The sequence below is a fragment of the Variovorax sp. DXTD-1 genome (assembly GCF_003984625.1).
Taxonomy (GTDB): domain Bacteria; phylum Pseudomonadota; class Gammaproteobacteria; order Burkholderiales; family Burkholderiaceae_C; genus Variovorax.
The window spans coordinates 159,144-175,289 of the sequence record NZ_RWKH01000001.1 but is presented as its reverse complement, the minus strand read 5'-3'; the positions used below and the strand labels follow the sequence as shown (position 1 = coordinate 175,289).

Below are 16,146 nucleotides of genomic sequence, written 5' to 3'. Positions count from 1 at the left end.
CCTCAGTCAGAAATCGACAACAGGAACGGATAGGCGGTTGCCTTGGCAGCAAAGCCCCCGTCGACCGGATTGCCGCAGGTGCCGTGCCGCACCTGCGGGAAGAAATCGACGCGCGTGCACTTCTTTCCCTTTTCGGCGGGCACCAGCACGTTCTGCTCAGAGCTTTGCGTCCACACCACGTGGAGCAGCGAAGCTCCACGGCTCAGCACCAGCTTGTTCAGCCCGGCGTTGCTCTCGTAAGAAACCTTCCTGGAATTTCTGGCAATCTTGAGGAATTCGGTAAGGCTGGAGAAGGCTTCCTTCTTCTCGCCCCCCTTCGACTTGAGCCCGAAATTGTCTTCTCTCGAAATGGCGGAAGTTCCCCGGTCTTGCCACGCATAGAGGTTCAGGAGCTTGATGCCAGCAGCAACATTGGTCAGGTATTCGCGAAAGATGAGCGAAGCCTGGGTGTTGCGGTCCCGAACAGGAAGATACGACGCATACCCCCATTCGGAAGCAACGATGCCGACCTTTCCAAGCTGCAGTTCGTCCAGCTTGCCACGCAGCTTTCTATAGTCGGCAATGGCTGTTTCAGGAACGGAACGGTAAGGATGGATCGATATGTCCGTCAGGCAATTGGCCTTGGCCGCCGAGACAAAGGCGTTTTCGAGTTGCAGAGGAACTTGGCCCTGCTTGAAAGGAAGCTTCGCAAACCCGAAGCCCATGACGATCTGCGGCTGGTTTTTCAACTGCGTGATGCTGCGGCAGAACTCAGCGGTCGCCGTCTGGAAGCTCGAAAAAAGCGCCGGGTTCAGAAACGTCTTGTGGTCAGGCTCGTTCCACAGTTCCCACACCGCCACGTCGGCGGCGTGTGCGTTCATGAATTCGGCCGCAAAGTTTGCGAACAGCTTTTCCTTCTGCCCACCGGCCTGCTGGTCCGACGAATCGTGCCCCCAGATCTCCCTGCCTCCGAACAGCGTCACGATGGCTTCGAGCCTGGCATTGCGCACGCGCCGGATCAGCTTCGAGTAGTCGATCATTGCGGGGTTGACGCTTTTCAGCGGCGGCCGCACGCCGAACCGGACGAACTCGAACCCGGCCGCCCTGATCTCGTTCAGGTCTTCGTCCGATATATCGCTCGGGTCGATCTGCACGCTCAGTGCGGTCGGATATTCGGTGCTCAGCTCGCTGACGCCCCGCGCCTGTGCCGGGAGCGAGATTGCGGCAAGCACCATCACTGCGCAAAAGAGCTTGGCCATTCCGGACAGGGATGAATATCTCATCAAAGTACCGACTCCTTGTAGAGATCGACGATGGCCGAGTTCATTCGGTCGGCGGTGTATTTTTCTTCGAAGACCTTTCGCCCGTTCCGTCCCATTCGCACCAGATCCTCGGTCGGAATCTGATCGATTTCGTGCAGCATTTCGTCCAGGCGATCGAGCGGAAACAGCCGTCCGTTTTTCGTGTCTTCGACAATGTCGACCAGCCCGCCCACGGCGGAGGCAAAAACCGGCTTGCTTCGCGCCATGGCCTCGACGGCGACAAAGCCGAAGCCTTCCCACCTCGACGGTACGATGACCGCGTCGCAAGAGCGGTATGCGGCATCGAGTTCATCCTTTTCGAGCCAGCCCTTGAACTCGATTTCATCGGAACGGGCCAGGGAAAGATCGTTTCGAACGGCGCCGCCGACGATGGTCAGCTTGAATCTAGGCCGCACGCTGGCGTAGGAATCAAGCAGCAGGTCGATACCCTTCTGCCGGTCGAGCCGGCCCACGAACAAGATCTGTCTTTGCCGCGGCGAAACCTCCTCTTCCGGAGCAGCAACCTGTTCATGGCCCAGCGCCGCGGGTGTGATTCCGTTCGGAATGCACCTGCATCGCTTGATGCCGAATTTTTCGGCGATGCGCAGCTCATGGTCGCTGATGCAGATGATCGCGTCGGTCCAATATGAAAGCAGCCATTCGGCCCAGCGATAGATGGACTTCTTGTACGAAGGGCCGATCTGGTCGAATGCCCAACCGTGCGAGCAATAGACGATCTTTGTCTCTTGTGGCACCTGGCCGAGCAGCGCCATCGCGCGCACCACCCCACCGGCAATCGAGCTGTGGAGATGAAGAACCGATGGCCGCTCGGTCCGGATGATCTTCCTGACTTCTGCGGCGTAGCTCGCAAGCGCCAAGGGGCTGCGCGCCGTGGGCACCACGTGGGTGTCTTGCGAACTGAGCCACTCCACCGGTCCGGGCAAAACGAACTTCGCCTGGGTGATCATGGGGGAGTTCTGCTGAAAGCCGGAAACCATCCGCAAATAGGTTTCCAGCCCGCCCTTGAGCGTTTCGGCAATGTGCAATATTTTCATGGCCTGCGCAGTCAGATCAAGGCATGAATTCCGGCCACCACTTCGCCTCTGAGCAGATCGAGTGTTTGCCGGTCCGGAGTCTTTTCGTTCAGCACGCCCAGCACCGAGGCTTCGAGCTTTTCCACGCGAGGCGACAAGTCGAAGAGATAGCGCTTTCGCTTCGTCAACTCGAAGAAGGATTCGACCTTCTTGTCCCAATTCATCCCAATCGACGGAATGTTCAGGCTGTAGGCCACGATGTTTGCGTGCAGCCGGTGCGCCACGATGCATGAACAGGCGCTGATGAGGGAAACGAGTTCATCTGGGTGCCGCGGAACCAGGAAACTGGATTTCGGCGCGTCCGATTCCGCAGAAATCTCGTTCAGGATCTTGTTGTCTTCAGACGCGCCATTGGTGAAATACAGCACCCGCTTTCCCTCGGCCCGCAGCGATTCAGCCAGCGTTGAAAAGAACTTGGCCGACTCCGTCGAGTTGGCGTTCGCGTATTCGGAGTTCATGACCAGCGCGTCGAGGCTGCTCACGCAAATGCCGATGTCCCAGTTCTTCTCCGGCGAAAGCTCTTCCGAGAACGCATCGGCGCAAACCAGCGCGGGATCGGGAACCACCCTGATGCTTCCCGTCGGAATTCCGAAATGCGTATGCAGGTTGTTTGCCGATTCCTTGTCGCGCGTGGCGTAGAAAACCGGCCTTGCATTGCTGATGACGCGCTTGACGAGGAAGCGGCCCAGAACCGACCACCGGGCCGTAACCCCGACCGACACCACCACCACCCGCTTTCCGCGCAAAAGCCGGCTCAGGAGAAAAAGCTTGGCCGGAAAATTGAGCGCCACGTCGCAAAACAGCTGGCCGCCTCCAATGACGATCAGGTCCGCATCGCTGATGGCGGCTTTCCAGTTCTTCCGCCAGACCAGAAAGTAGCCCTTGAGGCAGTAAAGAAAAACGATCAGTGACCGAAGCAGGGAAGGCAGCTTTGCGAAAAGCCGGAAAGCGCCCCCGCCCCGCAGGTTTTCTTCTTCGAAGCCCACCCGGCCGGCAATATCCAGAAACTCGACGGTGGCGCGCGGGTACTTCATTCCCGCGATATGGGCCAACGATGCCGCGATGACCCCGTCTCCCAGGTTGTCGCTGAACGGCACCGCGCAAATCAGAATCTTTTTCATCTTTGAATGAGCGTCACCGAGAACCGTGGCCTACCGCCACCACCCAGATGGTCCTGATGAAAATCCCGATATCCCTGCCCACCGAAAGCGTCTCGACATAGGTGACGTCCAGCGCCACGCGTTTTTTGTAGCTCAGCTGATTGCGGCCGCTCACTTGCCACAGGCCCGTGATTCCGGGCCGCACGGCGCAATAGAACGACCAGTCGGCGCCATAGAGCCCCTTCTGATCGAGCATGCAAGGCCGGGGGCCGACCAGGCTCATGTCTCCAACCAGCACATTCCAGAACTGCGGCAATTCATCCAGGCTGGTCTTGCGGATGAACTTGCCGAAGCGGGTGATGCGCGGATCGTTCTCGAGCTTTTGATAGTCGTCCCATTGCTGGCGTGCCACGGGATCGTTCTTGAGGTGCTCCTCGAGGATCTGGGCGGAGTTGGGCAGCATGGAGCGGAACTTGTAGAACTTGAACACGCGCCCTCCCCGTCCGTAGCGCGGCTGCGAATAAAGAACAGGGGCTCCGGAAGTGAGAAAGACGCCAATGGCGAGCAAGACATAAAGCCAGCCGAACGCGGTAAAAAAGAAAAGAGATGCGGCAATATCCACCGCTCTTTTAGCGGCACGCAGCATGGCTGGGTGATTGACCTTATCCCAATCCGGGTCCGAAAACTCGGTATGCATATCCTCGCCTCTGGGTGCGGTCAATTCCTCGGAATGGAAATTGGTCATAGGGATGCTCCATTCTTGCATTTGAAGCAGAAGCAATTTTTTAGCTTACGAACTCTCATTTCTGGCGCACCTTTCGTCTTGCAAGCAAATGCCTGCCACTAGCGGGTCGGCGATAAGTTGCGGCTCGGGTTCAGGCCCGATACGGCCACCGGGAGCCTCGGAGGATGCTGCGCAGAAAAAACATTGCGCAATCCCAGCGACTCAACACGCAATACAAAGAACGAAATACTTAACCTAGGACTTTGTCATTAGCTCTTGAGCAAGGGCACCAAATCAGTGCTTGAAGTGATAAATTCCACATTCAAGCCTAATTTTCACAGATACCGAGGCGCCAACTAGGTGGTATCCCTGTTGTTTTTATATTTATAGTGTATGTATCGGTAACCACCATATTTGTAGCTGCTGCTACCCGCGTGGCGCCGCGATAAGTCCATAGCATTCAAAATGACGCCATTGGCTGAACAGCCCGCGTGCGCCAATCTCCGGACACTCTCGTTCAGTTCCCCCAACTGGGTTTTCTCGGCGCGGGCTACCAGCAGCAGCGAGCCTGCGAGCGGTGCCACCGAGGCTGTATCCGCGGCCACCAGTACCGGTGCCGTATCGATGATCACCAAGTCATAGCTTGGCGACAGTTTTTCCAAAATCTGCGAAAAAGAATCGCTCATGAGCAGTTCGGCGGGGTTGGGTGGAAGCACCCCGGTCGTTATCACGTCCAGATTGGGCAGAACCGACGAACGAACGGCTTTTTCGAGACTCAATGTGCCCGCGATCAATTCGGATAAACCGGGTGATCGAGACATTGAGAAAAATTGATTAACCCGGCCCTTGCGCAAATCGGCATCGACCAGAAGAACCTTTTTGCCGGACGCGGCGGTAATTGCCGCGAAATTGACGGAAACAAAAGTCTTCCCGACCCCCGGGGTCGCACCCGAGATGAGCAAGCGGTTGTTGGGCGCCTCCAGCATGGCGAACTGCAGGGCGGTCCGCAGGCTGCGCAGGCTCTCGACCGCGGGGTCTTCCGAATGCTGCAGCGCCAGGATGTGGAGGCCGGGCGCCTTGTTCTCGATGCTCCGGTCGATCATCCGCTGGGCGCCGCTCAGCGGAATGCTGCTGTAGACGCTGAGCCCCGTGTGCATTTCGATCTCGCTCGGATTGCGGATGCCGCCGAAGAACGAGTTTCTTGCGATGGCGGCGGCCACGCCGGCCATCAGCCCCAAGAGCAATGCCAGGGCGAGGATCAACGGCCTCTTGGGCCAGACGGGCTCTTCCGGAATGATGGCGTCGTCCAGCAGGCGCACGTTGCCGACCTTGCCCTCCTTGGCGAGCCGCATCTGCAGCGAGCTGTTGAGCAGCGACACATAGAGGTCGGTGTTGACCTTGATGTCGCGCTGCATCTGCACGGTGTTCTGCTGCAGCAGCGGCATCTTGCGGATGCGCGAATCGACCGAGGCGATTTCGCCCTTCCATGCCGAGATTTGCGTGTCCAGCGTCTGGATGCTCGGATGCTTGTCCGTGAAGCGCGCGGAGAGCTCGCGCCGCTTCTGCTGGGCTTCGAGCAACTTGGATTGCAGATCGACCGTCTGCGTCAGGGCATTCTTTGCCTCGTCGTCCAGGCTGACGGTGCCGTTCTCGTTTCTGTAGCGGTTGTAGAGGTCTTCGGATTGCTCGAGCTGCTTCTTGAACTGGGGCAGCGCGGTATCGAGAAAGCCCAATGTCTTTTCGGCCTCGGCAGCCTTGCGCTCGATGTTCTGGCGCACGTAGAGGCGGCCGATCTCGTTGAGCAGCTGCGTGAGCTTTTCAGGACTCGGATGCTTCCAGCTGACGTCGATCACGCCGGATTGCTTGCCCTTTTCGACGACCTTGAGGCCGTCCTGCAGCGACAGCAGCGTGAGCTGCTTCGAGAACCGCACCAGCCGGAACTGGGCCCCGGGCTTGGCGCTGACGGAGCTGACCAGGAGCCGCAAGCTGCCGCCTGGAAGATTGGCAACCAGCGGGGTTCCGATGGCGCCCTGGAGTGGGGTTTCGATGCCGGGGTGGCCCAGCTCGTAGCGGTTGTCGGCTTGTACAGTCAGAGAGAACTGTTGCTCTTCAAGATCGGCCGGTACGTCGAACTGGGCTACGACGATCTTCTCCGTGCCGGTCACGTAGCCCGACAGGCCCATGAAGCCGGGGTTCGAAAGATCGGTGGCGCGCCGCGAAAGCCAGCTGCCCACCACGGGCGCATAGCGCGGCTGCGCGCTGATGTAGAGCTTGGTGTTTTCCACCGCCTGCGCCAGAACGGCGCGCGACTTGATGATTTCGATTTCGCCCGCGGCGGGGGTCTTCACGCTCAGCAGCGAAGACGCTGCGTCGCCCAGGAAGCTGCCCGCCGAGTTGCCGGAGTCTTCCACCTGCACCGCCACGTTGGCTTCGTACATGGGCTTGCCGAAGAAGGCATAGGCAAAGCCAAGGAACAAGGCCGCCGCGGTCACGATGGCAATGAGCCAGCGGTTGTCAACGAGGATATCGAGGCACTCGACCAGGTTGATTCCTTCGCCCTCTTCTTCCAGCGCTGGCATCGGCAGGGCGGCTTGCTGGGGTGCGTTCATGTCGGTTGCTGCTCGGGTTTTGTAATTTTCAGAATGCGATCGATCCAGGTCCTGGCGCCCACGTCGATGAGGGCGAGGGCATGCTCGAAGGCCGCCTCGTCTTTCCGGTAGGGGTCGGGCACGTCCTGCTTCGCGGCTTCTGCAATGCGAAAGACCTTGCCGCGCACGAACGGGTAGGTCGCTTCCAGATAGCGGCGCTGCTCCATGTCCATCACCAGGATCAGGTCGGCCTGCCGGCAAAGCAGCTGACTCACCTGCTGCGCGACGTGGGCCGAGATGTCGATGCCGCGCTGCTGCATGAGCCTTTGCGCCATGGCATCGGCCGGCTTGCCCACGAGCGCCCCCGTACCGGCGGACACGACGCGAAGATGCGGCAGCCCGGCGGCCAACAGGCCCGCCGCCATGGGGCTTCGGCAGATGTTGCCGATGCAGACGGTCAGGATGGATTTCATCTGTGGCGGCTCCAGACCTCGTCGCCGGCATTGATGACTTGCGCCGCCGGCAGGATCAGGCTGGCCAGGCGGTTCCACGTCACGAGCGGCACGGAATCGATGTAGACCACATCGCGTGGCTGCAGCGGGAAGCGCTCGGCGAGTGCCAGCGCAGCCGGGTTCTTCGCGTTCAGATGGAAGATGGCCGGCAGGCCCCTCGCGTTGTTGCGAATGACGTAGACCTGCCCGGTGTTGGCAGAAGCCAGGTTGGGCCCGCCGGCCTCGCCGAGCGCTTCGTTCAGGCTGAGCCGCCCGTTGTGCATGAGCAGGGCCGAGGGACGCGAGATTTCGCCCATCACGAACACCTTGCTCTCGTCGCGGTGCCGAACCTGGATCACGTCGCCGCTCTGCAGCGGAATCTGGCTGGCATCGGCGCCCAGGTCCTGGAGGTTCGTCAGATTGATGAGCGTCGACTTGCCGCCGCGCTGCAGTGTGACGAACGAACGGTCGCCGTTCGCGGTGATGCCGCCGGCACGGCTGATGGCCTCGGCCAGCGTCATAGGCACGTCGGTGAAGATCTGCAGCCCCGGGGTCCGCACCTCGCCTTCAACGAAGGCGCGGCGGCTTCTGAAGGACTGGATGCGCACCGTCACCTGCGGATCGCGGATGTAGGCCGCAATGCGCTTGGCAATGAGATCGGAAGCTTCGATTTCGGTCAGCCCCTGGAGCTTGACGCGCCCGATGTAGGGAAAGGTGATCTGCCCGTCCGCGCCGACGATGAAGCCCGGCGCCACGCTGATGCCTGTCGGGTCGGCCTGCTGCGTGATCACCGCGCCCGCGTTGGGCAGCAACTCCGGATGGTCGTACACAATCACGCCCACGACGTCGCCCGGCCCGATGGTGTAGACCGGCGCCTCGCCGAATAGTGCCTTCACCTCGGAGGGTACGGCCGTGGGCTGCGCCTCGGCCATCGCGCGGATGAGCGCGGATGAAATCGAGGTAATTACCCCATCCGGTGCGCCGTCGGCCGGCAGGTACTGGAATTCCGGGGGCAGGCTCTGGTCGGCCTCGTAGGCGGACACAGAACTGAAGCCCGGTGCGCAACCCTGCAGCAATAACGCGCCGACTAGGGCTAAACCCCACCCTGACGGGTGCACGTAGCGTGTCAAATTGATCCCCATTGCACAAATTGGTTTTTTCGACATTCCGTGATTCATATGCAAGGCCCGAGCCCAATCCGCATTTGGCCCCGACCTTTTTGTCACGGTTCGTGAAAGCGAGCCTTCGCGATGTCGTCAGGGCGCGCCGGCCGAATTGTCGCTGCCCGCGCATCCCCTGTTTTCCGTTGAATAGACGAAAAAACTGTGTCTATCTGTGGATATCCCGGGGCTGCGCAGGGGAATGTTCATCCGCAATGCCGAAGGGCCGTGTTTCATTGGGGAAATGAAGACCTTCGGGGGACATGCAAAGCCGCTGCACGCGGTTTGCAAATGTGAACTATCAATTAACCCATTGACAGCATCAATTGTGGCATTCAAGCGACAATTGGCGCATATTGGCCGGCCGTCTAAAAGGTTTGCTCTTTTGTAAGCACCTGTGAATTCCCCGTGGGTGCGCGGGCGGGTTGGCGGCCGTGCAGAAGATCGCTGCGCCTGTACGGGCGCTCGATGCCCGCCATCCAGGCGGCCACGGATTCCAGCGCGTACTGAGTGGGTGCGGGCCGCCCCACGACGACGAAAAGTAGCAGCGGTATCGCGACACCCGCTGCGAGCCAGTGGGGCGCTCGCAACGACACCACAGGTAGCCTGTTGCGCTGCAGCCATAGAAAGCTGGCGCTCACAATTGTGCCGAGCGCAACGCCCGTCACGACTTCTGCGGTGGAGTGCACTTCAAGCGCGAGCCGCGATACTCCGACCGCGAGGCCCCACGCCCATCCCACGATAGCCGCAGCAATGCGCAAGAATGGTGCAAACCGCAGCGCCGCAAGCCAGAAGACGACCGTCCAGACGCTGGTTGCCAATGCGGTGTGTCCACTGAAGCCGGTGAAATCGAAGCGGGCGCTGCCAATCCCCCAGCCCAGAAAAGCCAGCTTGGACAGCATGACCACCAGACCGCATCCACCGAATAGGAGCGCCCAATGCACCGCTGCCGGGCGCGTGCCGCGGTCGACCGCCAGCCAAATTGCGATCCACAATGCGGCGGGCAATAGAAATCCACTGTCACCGAGCCCGGTGACCATTAACCAGAAACTATTCATCGATTTAAAATGGAATTGCGCCTTTCGGTGCGGGCCCGGCCATTGAATCGTTATTAATTGAAGCCGGCCGCCCGGCCGGAACTCTTTCGAACTACAGCCATGTGTCGGTCCGGTTCAGGCGCGCGGATTATTCCACAGGCATACTCCCGCCATCTTCAACACCTGTGCGCCCCAGCACATCGAAATCATGAGCATCCTCAGTGAATTCAAGGAATTTGCCGTCAAGGGCAATGTCGTCGATCTTGCGGTGGGCGTGATCATCGGCGCGGCGTTCGGGAAGATCGTCGACTCGCTCGTCGGCGACATCATCATGCCGTTGGTCGGGCTGGTGTTCGGCAAGCTCGATTTCTCCAATCTGTACCTGGTGCTGGGTTCGGTGCCGGCGGGCGTGGCCAACAACCTGGCCGACCTGAAGAAGGCCGGCGTACCGGTGCTGGCCTATGGCAACTTCATCACCATCGCGGTCAACTTCGTCATCCTTGCCTTCATCATCTTCATGATGGTCAAGCAGATCAACAAGCTGCGCAAGGTCCATGCCGAGACGCCCGCGGCCCCGGTGGCGCCGCCGGAAGACATTGCCCTGCTGCGCGAGATCCGCGACAGCCTGAAGAACCGTCCCTAGGCGCCCGTCAGCGTCCTGGCCATGCGCAGCGCCTCGATGAGGCTCGACGCGTCGGCCAGACCCTTGCCCGCGATATCGAACGCGGTGCCATGGTCCGGGCTGGTGCGCACCAGCGGCAGGCCCAGGGTTACGTTCACGCCCTTTTCCACGCCCAGGTACTTGACCGGAATCAGCCCCTGGTCGTGGTACATCGCCACCACCACGTCGAATTCGCCGCTCCCTGGCAAGCCCGCCTTGGCCCGCGCACGCATGAAGACGGTGTCGGGCGCATGCGGACCGCCGGCGTCGATGCCCTCGGCACGCGCGGCCGCAATGGCGGGAGCAATGATGTCGCGCTCTTCGCTGCCGAAAAGGCCGCCCTCACCCGCATGCGGATTGAGGCCGGCCACGCCGATGCGCGGCGCCCGCCCGAGCATGCGGTGCAAGGCACGGTGGGTGATGCGCAGCGTTTCCAGCACATTGCCGAAGCTCACCGCAGTGATGGCGTCGCGCAGCGACATGTGAATGCTGACGAGCACGGTGCGCAGGTCGTCGTTGGCCAGCATCATGCGCACCGGCATGCCGTCCACGGCAACGCCCGCATGGGCGGCGGCCTCGGCTTGCAGCAGTTCGGTATGCCCCGGATACGGAAAGCCCGCAGCGGCCAGCGCTTCCTTGTGCAGCGGTGCCGTCACAATGGCCGCGATGTCGCCCCGCAATGCCGCGCGCGCGGCCCAGACCACGCACTCGCCCGCCACGCGCCCTGCTTCGGCGCTGATCTGCCCGGGCACGATGTGCGCGGGAGGCGCCACCACCTGCAGCACGGGAATGCAGCCCGGCGGCATGGCGGCCGCCTCGGCCGGGTGCTCGATTTCCGCCACCGGCCATGCCGGCTGCCCCGGCAGCGCCAAGGCCTGTGACGCGCGGCGCATGGTGCCCACGTCGCCGGCCACGAAGGCGCCGCGCGCGGCGTCGGGCGCCGGGCGGAAGGCCTTGACGATGATTTCCGGGCCGATGCCCGCGGGGTCGCCGAGCGTGACCGCCAAGGGTGCGCCGGCAGCAGCAGGAGCCTTGCCGTTCATGCGGGGTTGTCGATGTCGATGAACTCGTGCTTCAGCCCGAGCTGGGCCGCCACATGGGCCGCCACGGCCTGCGCGCCATAGCGCTCGGTGGCATGGTGCCCGCAAGCCAAGAAGGCGACGCCCATCTCACGGGCGTAGTGGGCCTGGGGTTCGGAGATCTCGCCGGTGATGAAAGCATCGGCTCCGGCGGCAATGGCGGCCTCGAAGTAGCCTTGTGCGCCGCCGGTGCACCACGCGATGTTCTTGATGGCTTTGTGGGCGGTGTCCACCAGCGTGACGGGCCGCTTGAGAACCTTCTCTGCGTGCGCCGCGAGTTCCTTCGCGCTGGCAAAGCTCTCGCCGTTTTCGCGCGCGCCCAGAAAACCGAGTTCCTGCTCGCCAAAGCGCCCGGTGGAGCCGGCATGCGCAAGCAGGCCGAGCTGCAGGCCCAACTGGGCGTTGTTGCCGAGCTCGGGGTGCGCGTCGAGCGGTAGGTGGTACGCGAAGAGGTTGATGTCATCGCCGAGCAAGAGGCCGAGGCGCTGCTTCATCCAGCCGGTAACGCAGCTGTCCTGGCCACGCCAGAACAGGCCGTGGTGAACGAAGATGGCGTCGGCCTCGGCGTGAATGGCGGCTTCGATCAGCGCGCGGCTCGCCGTGACGCCGGAGACGATTTTCCGCACCACGGTGCGCCCCTCGACCTGCAGGCCGTTCGGTCCGTAGTCCTTGAAGCGCGAAGGCGCAAGAAGCAGGTCGAAGGCGTGCAGCAGTTCGTGGCGGGTGGTGCTCATCGCGACATTGTCGCGCTCCCGCCCCCATCGCGCATGGCATGGCCGCGTGCCGCCAGGGGCCACAGCGCCAGCAGGAAACCCAGCCCGGCGAGCACTGCAACGTAGTGCGCCGGGGCCATGGTGTCGTGCTGAAGCCAGACGGTCAGGATCACAGGCGTCAGCCCGCCGAACACCGCATACGACATGTTGTAGGCAAACGAAAGGCCGGTGAAGCGCACCGGGGCCGGGAATGCCCGCACGCCGGCAATCGGCACCGTGGCAATGGTGCCCACGAACAGGCCCACCAGGCCGTAGTGCCAGAAGAGCGTGGCCGGCGTACCCGGCAGCCCCGCGTAGAACAGGTACGCGGTCGCGAACAATCCGCCCCAGCCGATCAGCATGACGGCGCGCGTGCCGATGCGGTCGCACGCCCAGCCGACCAGCACGCAGCCGATGGTCAGGGTCAGCGTGGCCAGCGCATTGGCTTCGAGTGCCAGCGCGGCCGGAATGTGATGTACCTTCTGCAGGTAGGTGGGCGTGTACAGCACCACCACGACGATCGCGGCCGACAGCACCCAGGTCAGCAGCCCCACGTAGATGCTTGCGGCGCGGTGCTCGCGCAGCACCGTGCGCAGCGGCAGTTCGCGCGCAACGGTCTTGCGGTCCGCCAATTCCTTGAAGACCGGTGTCTCGTGCAGGAACCGGCGCAGGTACACGGAGACGAGCCCGAACACGCCGCCCAGAACGAAGGGAATGCGCCAGGCAAAGTCGCTTACTTCCGCCGGCAGGTAGTAGCGGTTGATGCCCACCGCAACCAGCGAGCCGAGCAGGATGCCGCCGGTGATGCCCGAGGTCAGCGTGCCGATGCCGAAGCCATAGCGCTGCGCCGGCACGTGCTCGCCGACGAACACCCACGCGCCGGGCATTTCGCCGCCGATGGCCGCGCCCTGCAGGACACGCATGGCCAGAAGCAGCAAGGGTGCGGCAATGCCGATGCTGGCGTAGGTGGGCAGCAGGCCGATGACCAGCGTGGGCGCCGCCATCAGGAAGATCGAGAGCGTGAACATGCGCTTGCGGCCGAGCAAGTCGCCGAAGTGCGCGATGACAATGCCGCCCACCGGCCGGGCCAGGTAACCGGCGGCAAAAATGCCGAAGGTCTGCAGTTGCCGCAGCCAATCGGGCATATCCGCCGGAAAGAAAAGCGCACCCAGGACGGTGGCAAAGAAAACGTAGATGACGAAGTCGTAGAACTCCAGCGTTCCGCCAAGAGCGGACAGGGCAAGGGTCTTGTAGTCGCGGGAATCGAGCGTGCGGGCCGGAACCGGCTGGGTGCCGTCCGGAGAAACGTCCGGAGAAAGGGCTTGAGAAGTCATGGCTGTCAGGGAAATCGTTGCCGCACGCAGGACCGCCAGGGGATTGAAAGCGGAAAGGCAGCGCGCCGGCGAAACACCTGGCCGCGTGCGCCGGGTGGGCGTTGCGGAAGGCCGGAGTCCGGAGCCGTGTGGGCTCGCTTCGCGATGCTAAGGGTTATCCCGTATTGGTGCCTCAGGCCTGCGCCAATCTCGACCGGCCGGCGCGGTTTTCCGGCGGCCGGGGGTTGAGGGACAATCGAGCTGTAGCGCCACACCGGACGGCGTGCTTACCCGCTAACAAATTTCATGAAACGCACCTGGCTGCTCTTTGCCCAAGCCGTGACCGTCCTCCTGGCGGCCTATTTTGTTGTTGCGACCCTCAAGCCCGAGTGGATCAACCGTCGCTCCACCTCGCTCGGCGGCGTGGTCTCGATCGTCGAGGCACCGGCCGGTGCGCCGGCGGTGGCGCCCGCCGGCAGCCTGAGCGCGGCGGCCAAGAAGGCTTCTCCGGCGGTGGTGAGCATCAACACCAGCAAGGCGGCGCAGCGCCATCCGCGCAGCAACGATCCGTGGTTCCGGTTTTTCTTCGGCGACCAGGGCGACCAGCCCCAGGTGGGCCTGGGCAGCGGCGTGATCGTGAGCTCCGAGGGCTACATCCTCACCAACAACCACGTGGTCGAGGGCGCGGACGAGATCGAGATTACGCTCAACGACAGCCGTCACACGCGCGCCAAGGTAATCGGCACCGATCCGGACACCGATCTTGCCGTGCTCAAGATCGAAATGGACAAGTTGCCCGCCATCGTGCTGGGCAACTCGGACGACCTGCAGGTGGGCGACCAGGTGCTGGCTATCGGCAATCCCTTCGGGGTGGGCCAGACGGTCACCAGCGGCATCGTCTCGGCGCTCGGGCGCAACCAGCTCGGCATCAACAACTTCGAGAACTTCATCCAGACCGACGCGGCCATCAACCCCGGCAATTCGGGCGGTGCGCTGATCGACGTCAACGGCAACCTGCAGGGCGTCAACACGGCCATCTATTCGCGCTCGGGCGGCAGCATGGGCATCGGCTTCGCCATACCTGTGTCCATGGCGAAGATCGTGCTCGAAGGCATCGTGAAGGAAGGCCAGGTGCGCCGCGGCTGGATCGGCGTCGAGCCGAACGAGCTCTCGCCCGAACTGGCCGAAACGTTCGGCGTGAAGGCGGATACCGGCGTCATCATCACCGGCGTGCTCCAGAACGGCCCAGCGGCCAAGGCCGGCATCCGCCCGGGCGACGTGATCACTTCGGTCGGCGAAAAGAAGACCGACAGCGTGCAGGCCCTGCTGACCGCCGTGGCCGGCCTCAAGCCGGGCAGCACCGCACGCTTTGCGCTGCAGCGCGGCACCGACAAGATGGAACTGGACGTGACGCCGGGCCTGCGGCCCAAGAGCCCCGTTCGGCAGGTGCCCAACCAGCCCGAGTAGCCGCCGAGGCGCTGACGCGCCGGAACCGAATAGCGATCGATCAGGAAGACGCCGAGGAATCGGCGCCTTCTTCCTCTTCGGACGGCTTCTTGGTGCCCATTGCAAAGTAGCGCGCGCCGATGATGCCGACCTCGTAGAGCAGGCACATCGGCACGGCCAGCGCAAGCTGCGACACCACGTCGGGCGGCGTGAGCACCGCGGCGATCACAAAGGCCACCACGATGAAGTAGCCGCGGAACGAGCGCAGCTTTTCGATGGTGACCATCTCGAACTTCACCAGCAGCATCACGACGATCGGCACCTGGAACGCGACGCCGAAAGCGATGTAGAGCGACAAGATGGCTTCGACGTATGACGAGATGTCAGGCGTGGCATTCACGCTCGGCGGCGTGAATTTCTGAATGAAGCCGAACATCTTGTCGAGCACGAAGAACTGCACAAACGCGATGCCGACATAGGCCAGCAGGCTGCCGAACAAGATCAGCGGTAGCGCGAATTTCTTTTCATGGCTATAGAGCCCCGGCGCCACGAACATCCAGGCCTGGTACATGAGCCAAGGCAGCGCCAGCAGCACGGCCGTCATCATCAGCACCTTGAGCGGCACGAAGAAGGGCGAGAACACGCCCACCGCGATGAGCTTGGCGCCCGGCGGCATGTGGGCCTGGATCGGCATGGCAATAAGGTCGATCAGCCCGGCCGGCCCTGGCCAGATGGCCAGCAGCACGCCCGCGACCACGAGGCCGTAGACACAATAGAGCAGGCGGTCGCGGAGTTCGACCAGGTGCTGCACGAACGGCTGTTCGGTGCCCGCCAATTCGTCTTCTGCGTCTTTGTTCTTGTTGTCGGAATCGGCCATTGGAAGGGGAAAAGAGCAGGAGAAAGCGTGGCTTCGGCCGGCGTGCGGCGCACGAGGAACGCGATTGTAAAAGCCGCTAGTTGATCTTGTGGGGACGGAAACGGGCAACGCGGGCGGCACCCGAGAGCGCCTTGGTGCGCACGCCGTTGCGGGCCTTGTACCACTGCGGCGTGGCGCCCTGCTTCAGGCGCCAGTTCTTGCGCGGGTGCCTGTACTCGGGCACCGAAGGCTCCGGTTCGGCCAGTGCCGAAAGGGTTTCGCCCGAGCCGGAGAACTGCTTTTCGAGATCGGTCGCGCCCGTCTGGATGCTGTGCTCGACGTCGCGCGCCGCATCCTCCACGGTGGTTTTCATCTTGCGCAGCTCTTCGAGTTCCATCGAGCGATTGACCTCGGCCTTGACGTCGTTCACGTAACGCTGCGCCTTGCCCAGCAGGGTGCCGACGGTGCGCGCCACCCTGGGCAGCTTTTCGGGCCCGATGACGATCAGCGCCACGACGCCGATCAGCGCCAGCTTCTCAATACCGAGGTCGAGCACTTAAAACCC

The 16,146-nt window shown here is 62.4% G+C and carries 15 protein-coding genes; 2 read left to right on the top strand and 13 right to left on the bottom strand.

What is annotated here, in order from left to right; translation table 11 throughout:
- Window positions 1-2 precede the first annotated feature (2 nt).
- The 8 genes from EJI00_RS00805 to EJI00_RS00770 all read right to left on the bottom strand — a co-directional run bounded on the left by EJI00_RS00805 (window position 3) and on the right by EJI00_RS00770 (window position 9,477).
- Entirely contained in the window at window positions 3-1,238 is a 1,236-nt protein-coding gene (locus tag EJI00_RS00805) for a hypothetical protein (RefSeq protein WP_260590412.1), read from the bottom strand.
- A 23-nt stretch (window positions 1,239-1,261) separates the two neighbouring features.
- Window positions 1,262-2,335, bottom strand: coding sequence for a glycosyltransferase (locus tag EJI00_RS00800; protein ID WP_126745564.1), 1,074 nt, complete (start codon window positions 2,333-2,335; stop codon window positions 1,262-1,264).
- Window positions 2,336-2,346: 11 nt separating this feature from the next.
- A complete protein-coding gene (locus tag EJI00_RS00795) occupies window positions 2,347-3,495 on the bottom strand; it encodes a polysaccharide pyruvyl transferase family protein (RefSeq protein ID WP_126745563.1) in 1,149 nt (382 codons plus the stop codon).
- Window positions 3,496-3,508: 13 nt separating this feature from the next.
- A complete protein-coding gene (locus EJI00_RS00790; RefSeq protein WP_126745562.1) occupies window positions 3,509-4,219 on the bottom strand; it encodes a sugar transferase in 711 nt (236 codons plus the stop codon).
- Between the two features lie 335 nt (window positions 4,220-4,554).
- Window positions 4,555-6,807, bottom strand: a complete 2,253-nt coding sequence (locus EJI00_RS00785; RefSeq protein ID WP_126745561.1) for a polysaccharide biosynthesis tyrosine autokinase — start codon at window positions 6,805-6,807, stop codon at window positions 4,555-4,557.
- Complete coding sequence (locus EJI00_RS00780; RefSeq protein WP_126745560.1) at window positions 6,804-7,259, bottom strand: low molecular weight protein-tyrosine-phosphatase; 456 nt, start codon at window positions 7,257-7,259, stop codon at window positions 6,804-6,806. Before EJI00_RS00780 ends, EJI00_RS00785 begins: the two co-directional genes overlap by 4 nt.
- On the bottom strand, window positions 7,256-8,419 hold the full coding sequence (locus EJI00_RS00775) for a polysaccharide biosynthesis/export family protein (protein ID WP_126745559.1): 1,164 nt from the start codon (window positions 8,417-8,419) through the stop codon (window positions 7,256-7,258). Before EJI00_RS00775 ends, EJI00_RS00780 begins: the two co-directional genes overlap by 4 nt.
- A gap of 386 nt (window positions 8,420-8,805) precedes the next feature.
- A complete protein-coding gene (locus tag EJI00_RS00770) occupies window positions 8,806-9,477 on the bottom strand; it encodes a phosphatase PAP2 family protein (RefSeq protein WP_260590411.1) in 672 nt (223 codons plus the stop codon).
- A 205-nt stretch (window positions 9,478-9,682) separates the two neighbouring features.
- On the opposite strand from EJI00_RS00770, the gene mscL reads away from it, so the two are divergent.
- The gene (gene mscL, locus EJI00_RS00765) at window positions 9,683-10,117 is read left to right on the top strand and encodes a large conductance mechanosensitive channel protein MscL (protein ID WP_126745557.1); all 435 of its coding nucleotides are present in this window, start codon (window positions 9,683-9,685) and stop codon (window positions 10,115-10,117) included.
- Here the strand turns inward: mscL and pdxA are convergent.
- Genes pdxA through EJI00_RS00750 form a run of 3 tightly spaced genes read right to left on the bottom strand, consistent with a single transcriptional unit; the run spans window position 10,114 to window position 13,300 of the window.
- Entirely contained in the window at window positions 10,114-11,178 is a 1,065-nt protein-coding gene (gene pdxA, locus EJI00_RS00760) for a 4-hydroxythreonine-4-phosphate dehydrogenase PdxA (protein WP_126745556.1), read from the bottom strand. The genes mscL and pdxA overlap by 4 nt on opposite strands.
- Window positions 11,175-11,948, bottom strand: coding sequence for a Nif3-like dinuclear metal center hexameric protein (locus tag EJI00_RS00755; protein ID WP_126745555.1), 774 nt, complete (start codon window positions 11,946-11,948; stop codon window positions 11,175-11,177). Before EJI00_RS00755 ends, pdxA begins: the two co-directional genes overlap by 4 nt.
- Window positions 11,945-13,300, bottom strand: a complete 1,356-nt coding sequence (locus tag EJI00_RS00750) for an MFS transporter (RefSeq protein WP_126745554.1) — start codon at window positions 13,298-13,300, stop codon at window positions 11,945-11,947. Before EJI00_RS00750 ends, EJI00_RS00755 begins: the two co-directional genes overlap by 4 nt.
- Before the next feature lie 285 nt (window positions 13,301-13,585).
- Here EJI00_RS00750 and EJI00_RS00745 point away from each other — a divergent pair, with 285 nt between their 5' ends.
- Entirely contained in the window at window positions 13,586-14,746 is a 1,161-nt protein-coding gene (locus EJI00_RS00745; RefSeq protein ID WP_126745553.1) for a S1C family serine protease, read from the top strand.
- A gap of 40 nt (window positions 14,747-14,786) precedes the next feature.
- Here the strand turns inward: EJI00_RS00745 and tatC are convergent, their stop codons facing one another.
- Window positions 14,787-15,602 (bottom strand): twin-arginine translocase subunit TatC, encoded by an 816-nt coding sequence (tatC, locus tag EJI00_RS00740; protein WP_126745552.1) that lies wholly within the window; start codon window positions 15,600-15,602, stop codon window positions 14,787-14,789.
- 76 nt (window positions 15,603-15,678) lie between these two features.
- Window positions 15,679-16,137 carry a Sec-independent protein translocase protein TatB gene (gene tatB, locus EJI00_RS00735; RefSeq protein WP_126745551.1) on the bottom strand — a complete coding sequence of 153 codons (459 nt, stop codon included), beginning with the start codon at window positions 16,135-16,137 and terminating at the stop codon, window positions 15,679-15,681.
- Window positions 16,138-16,146: the final 9 nt, after the last annotated feature.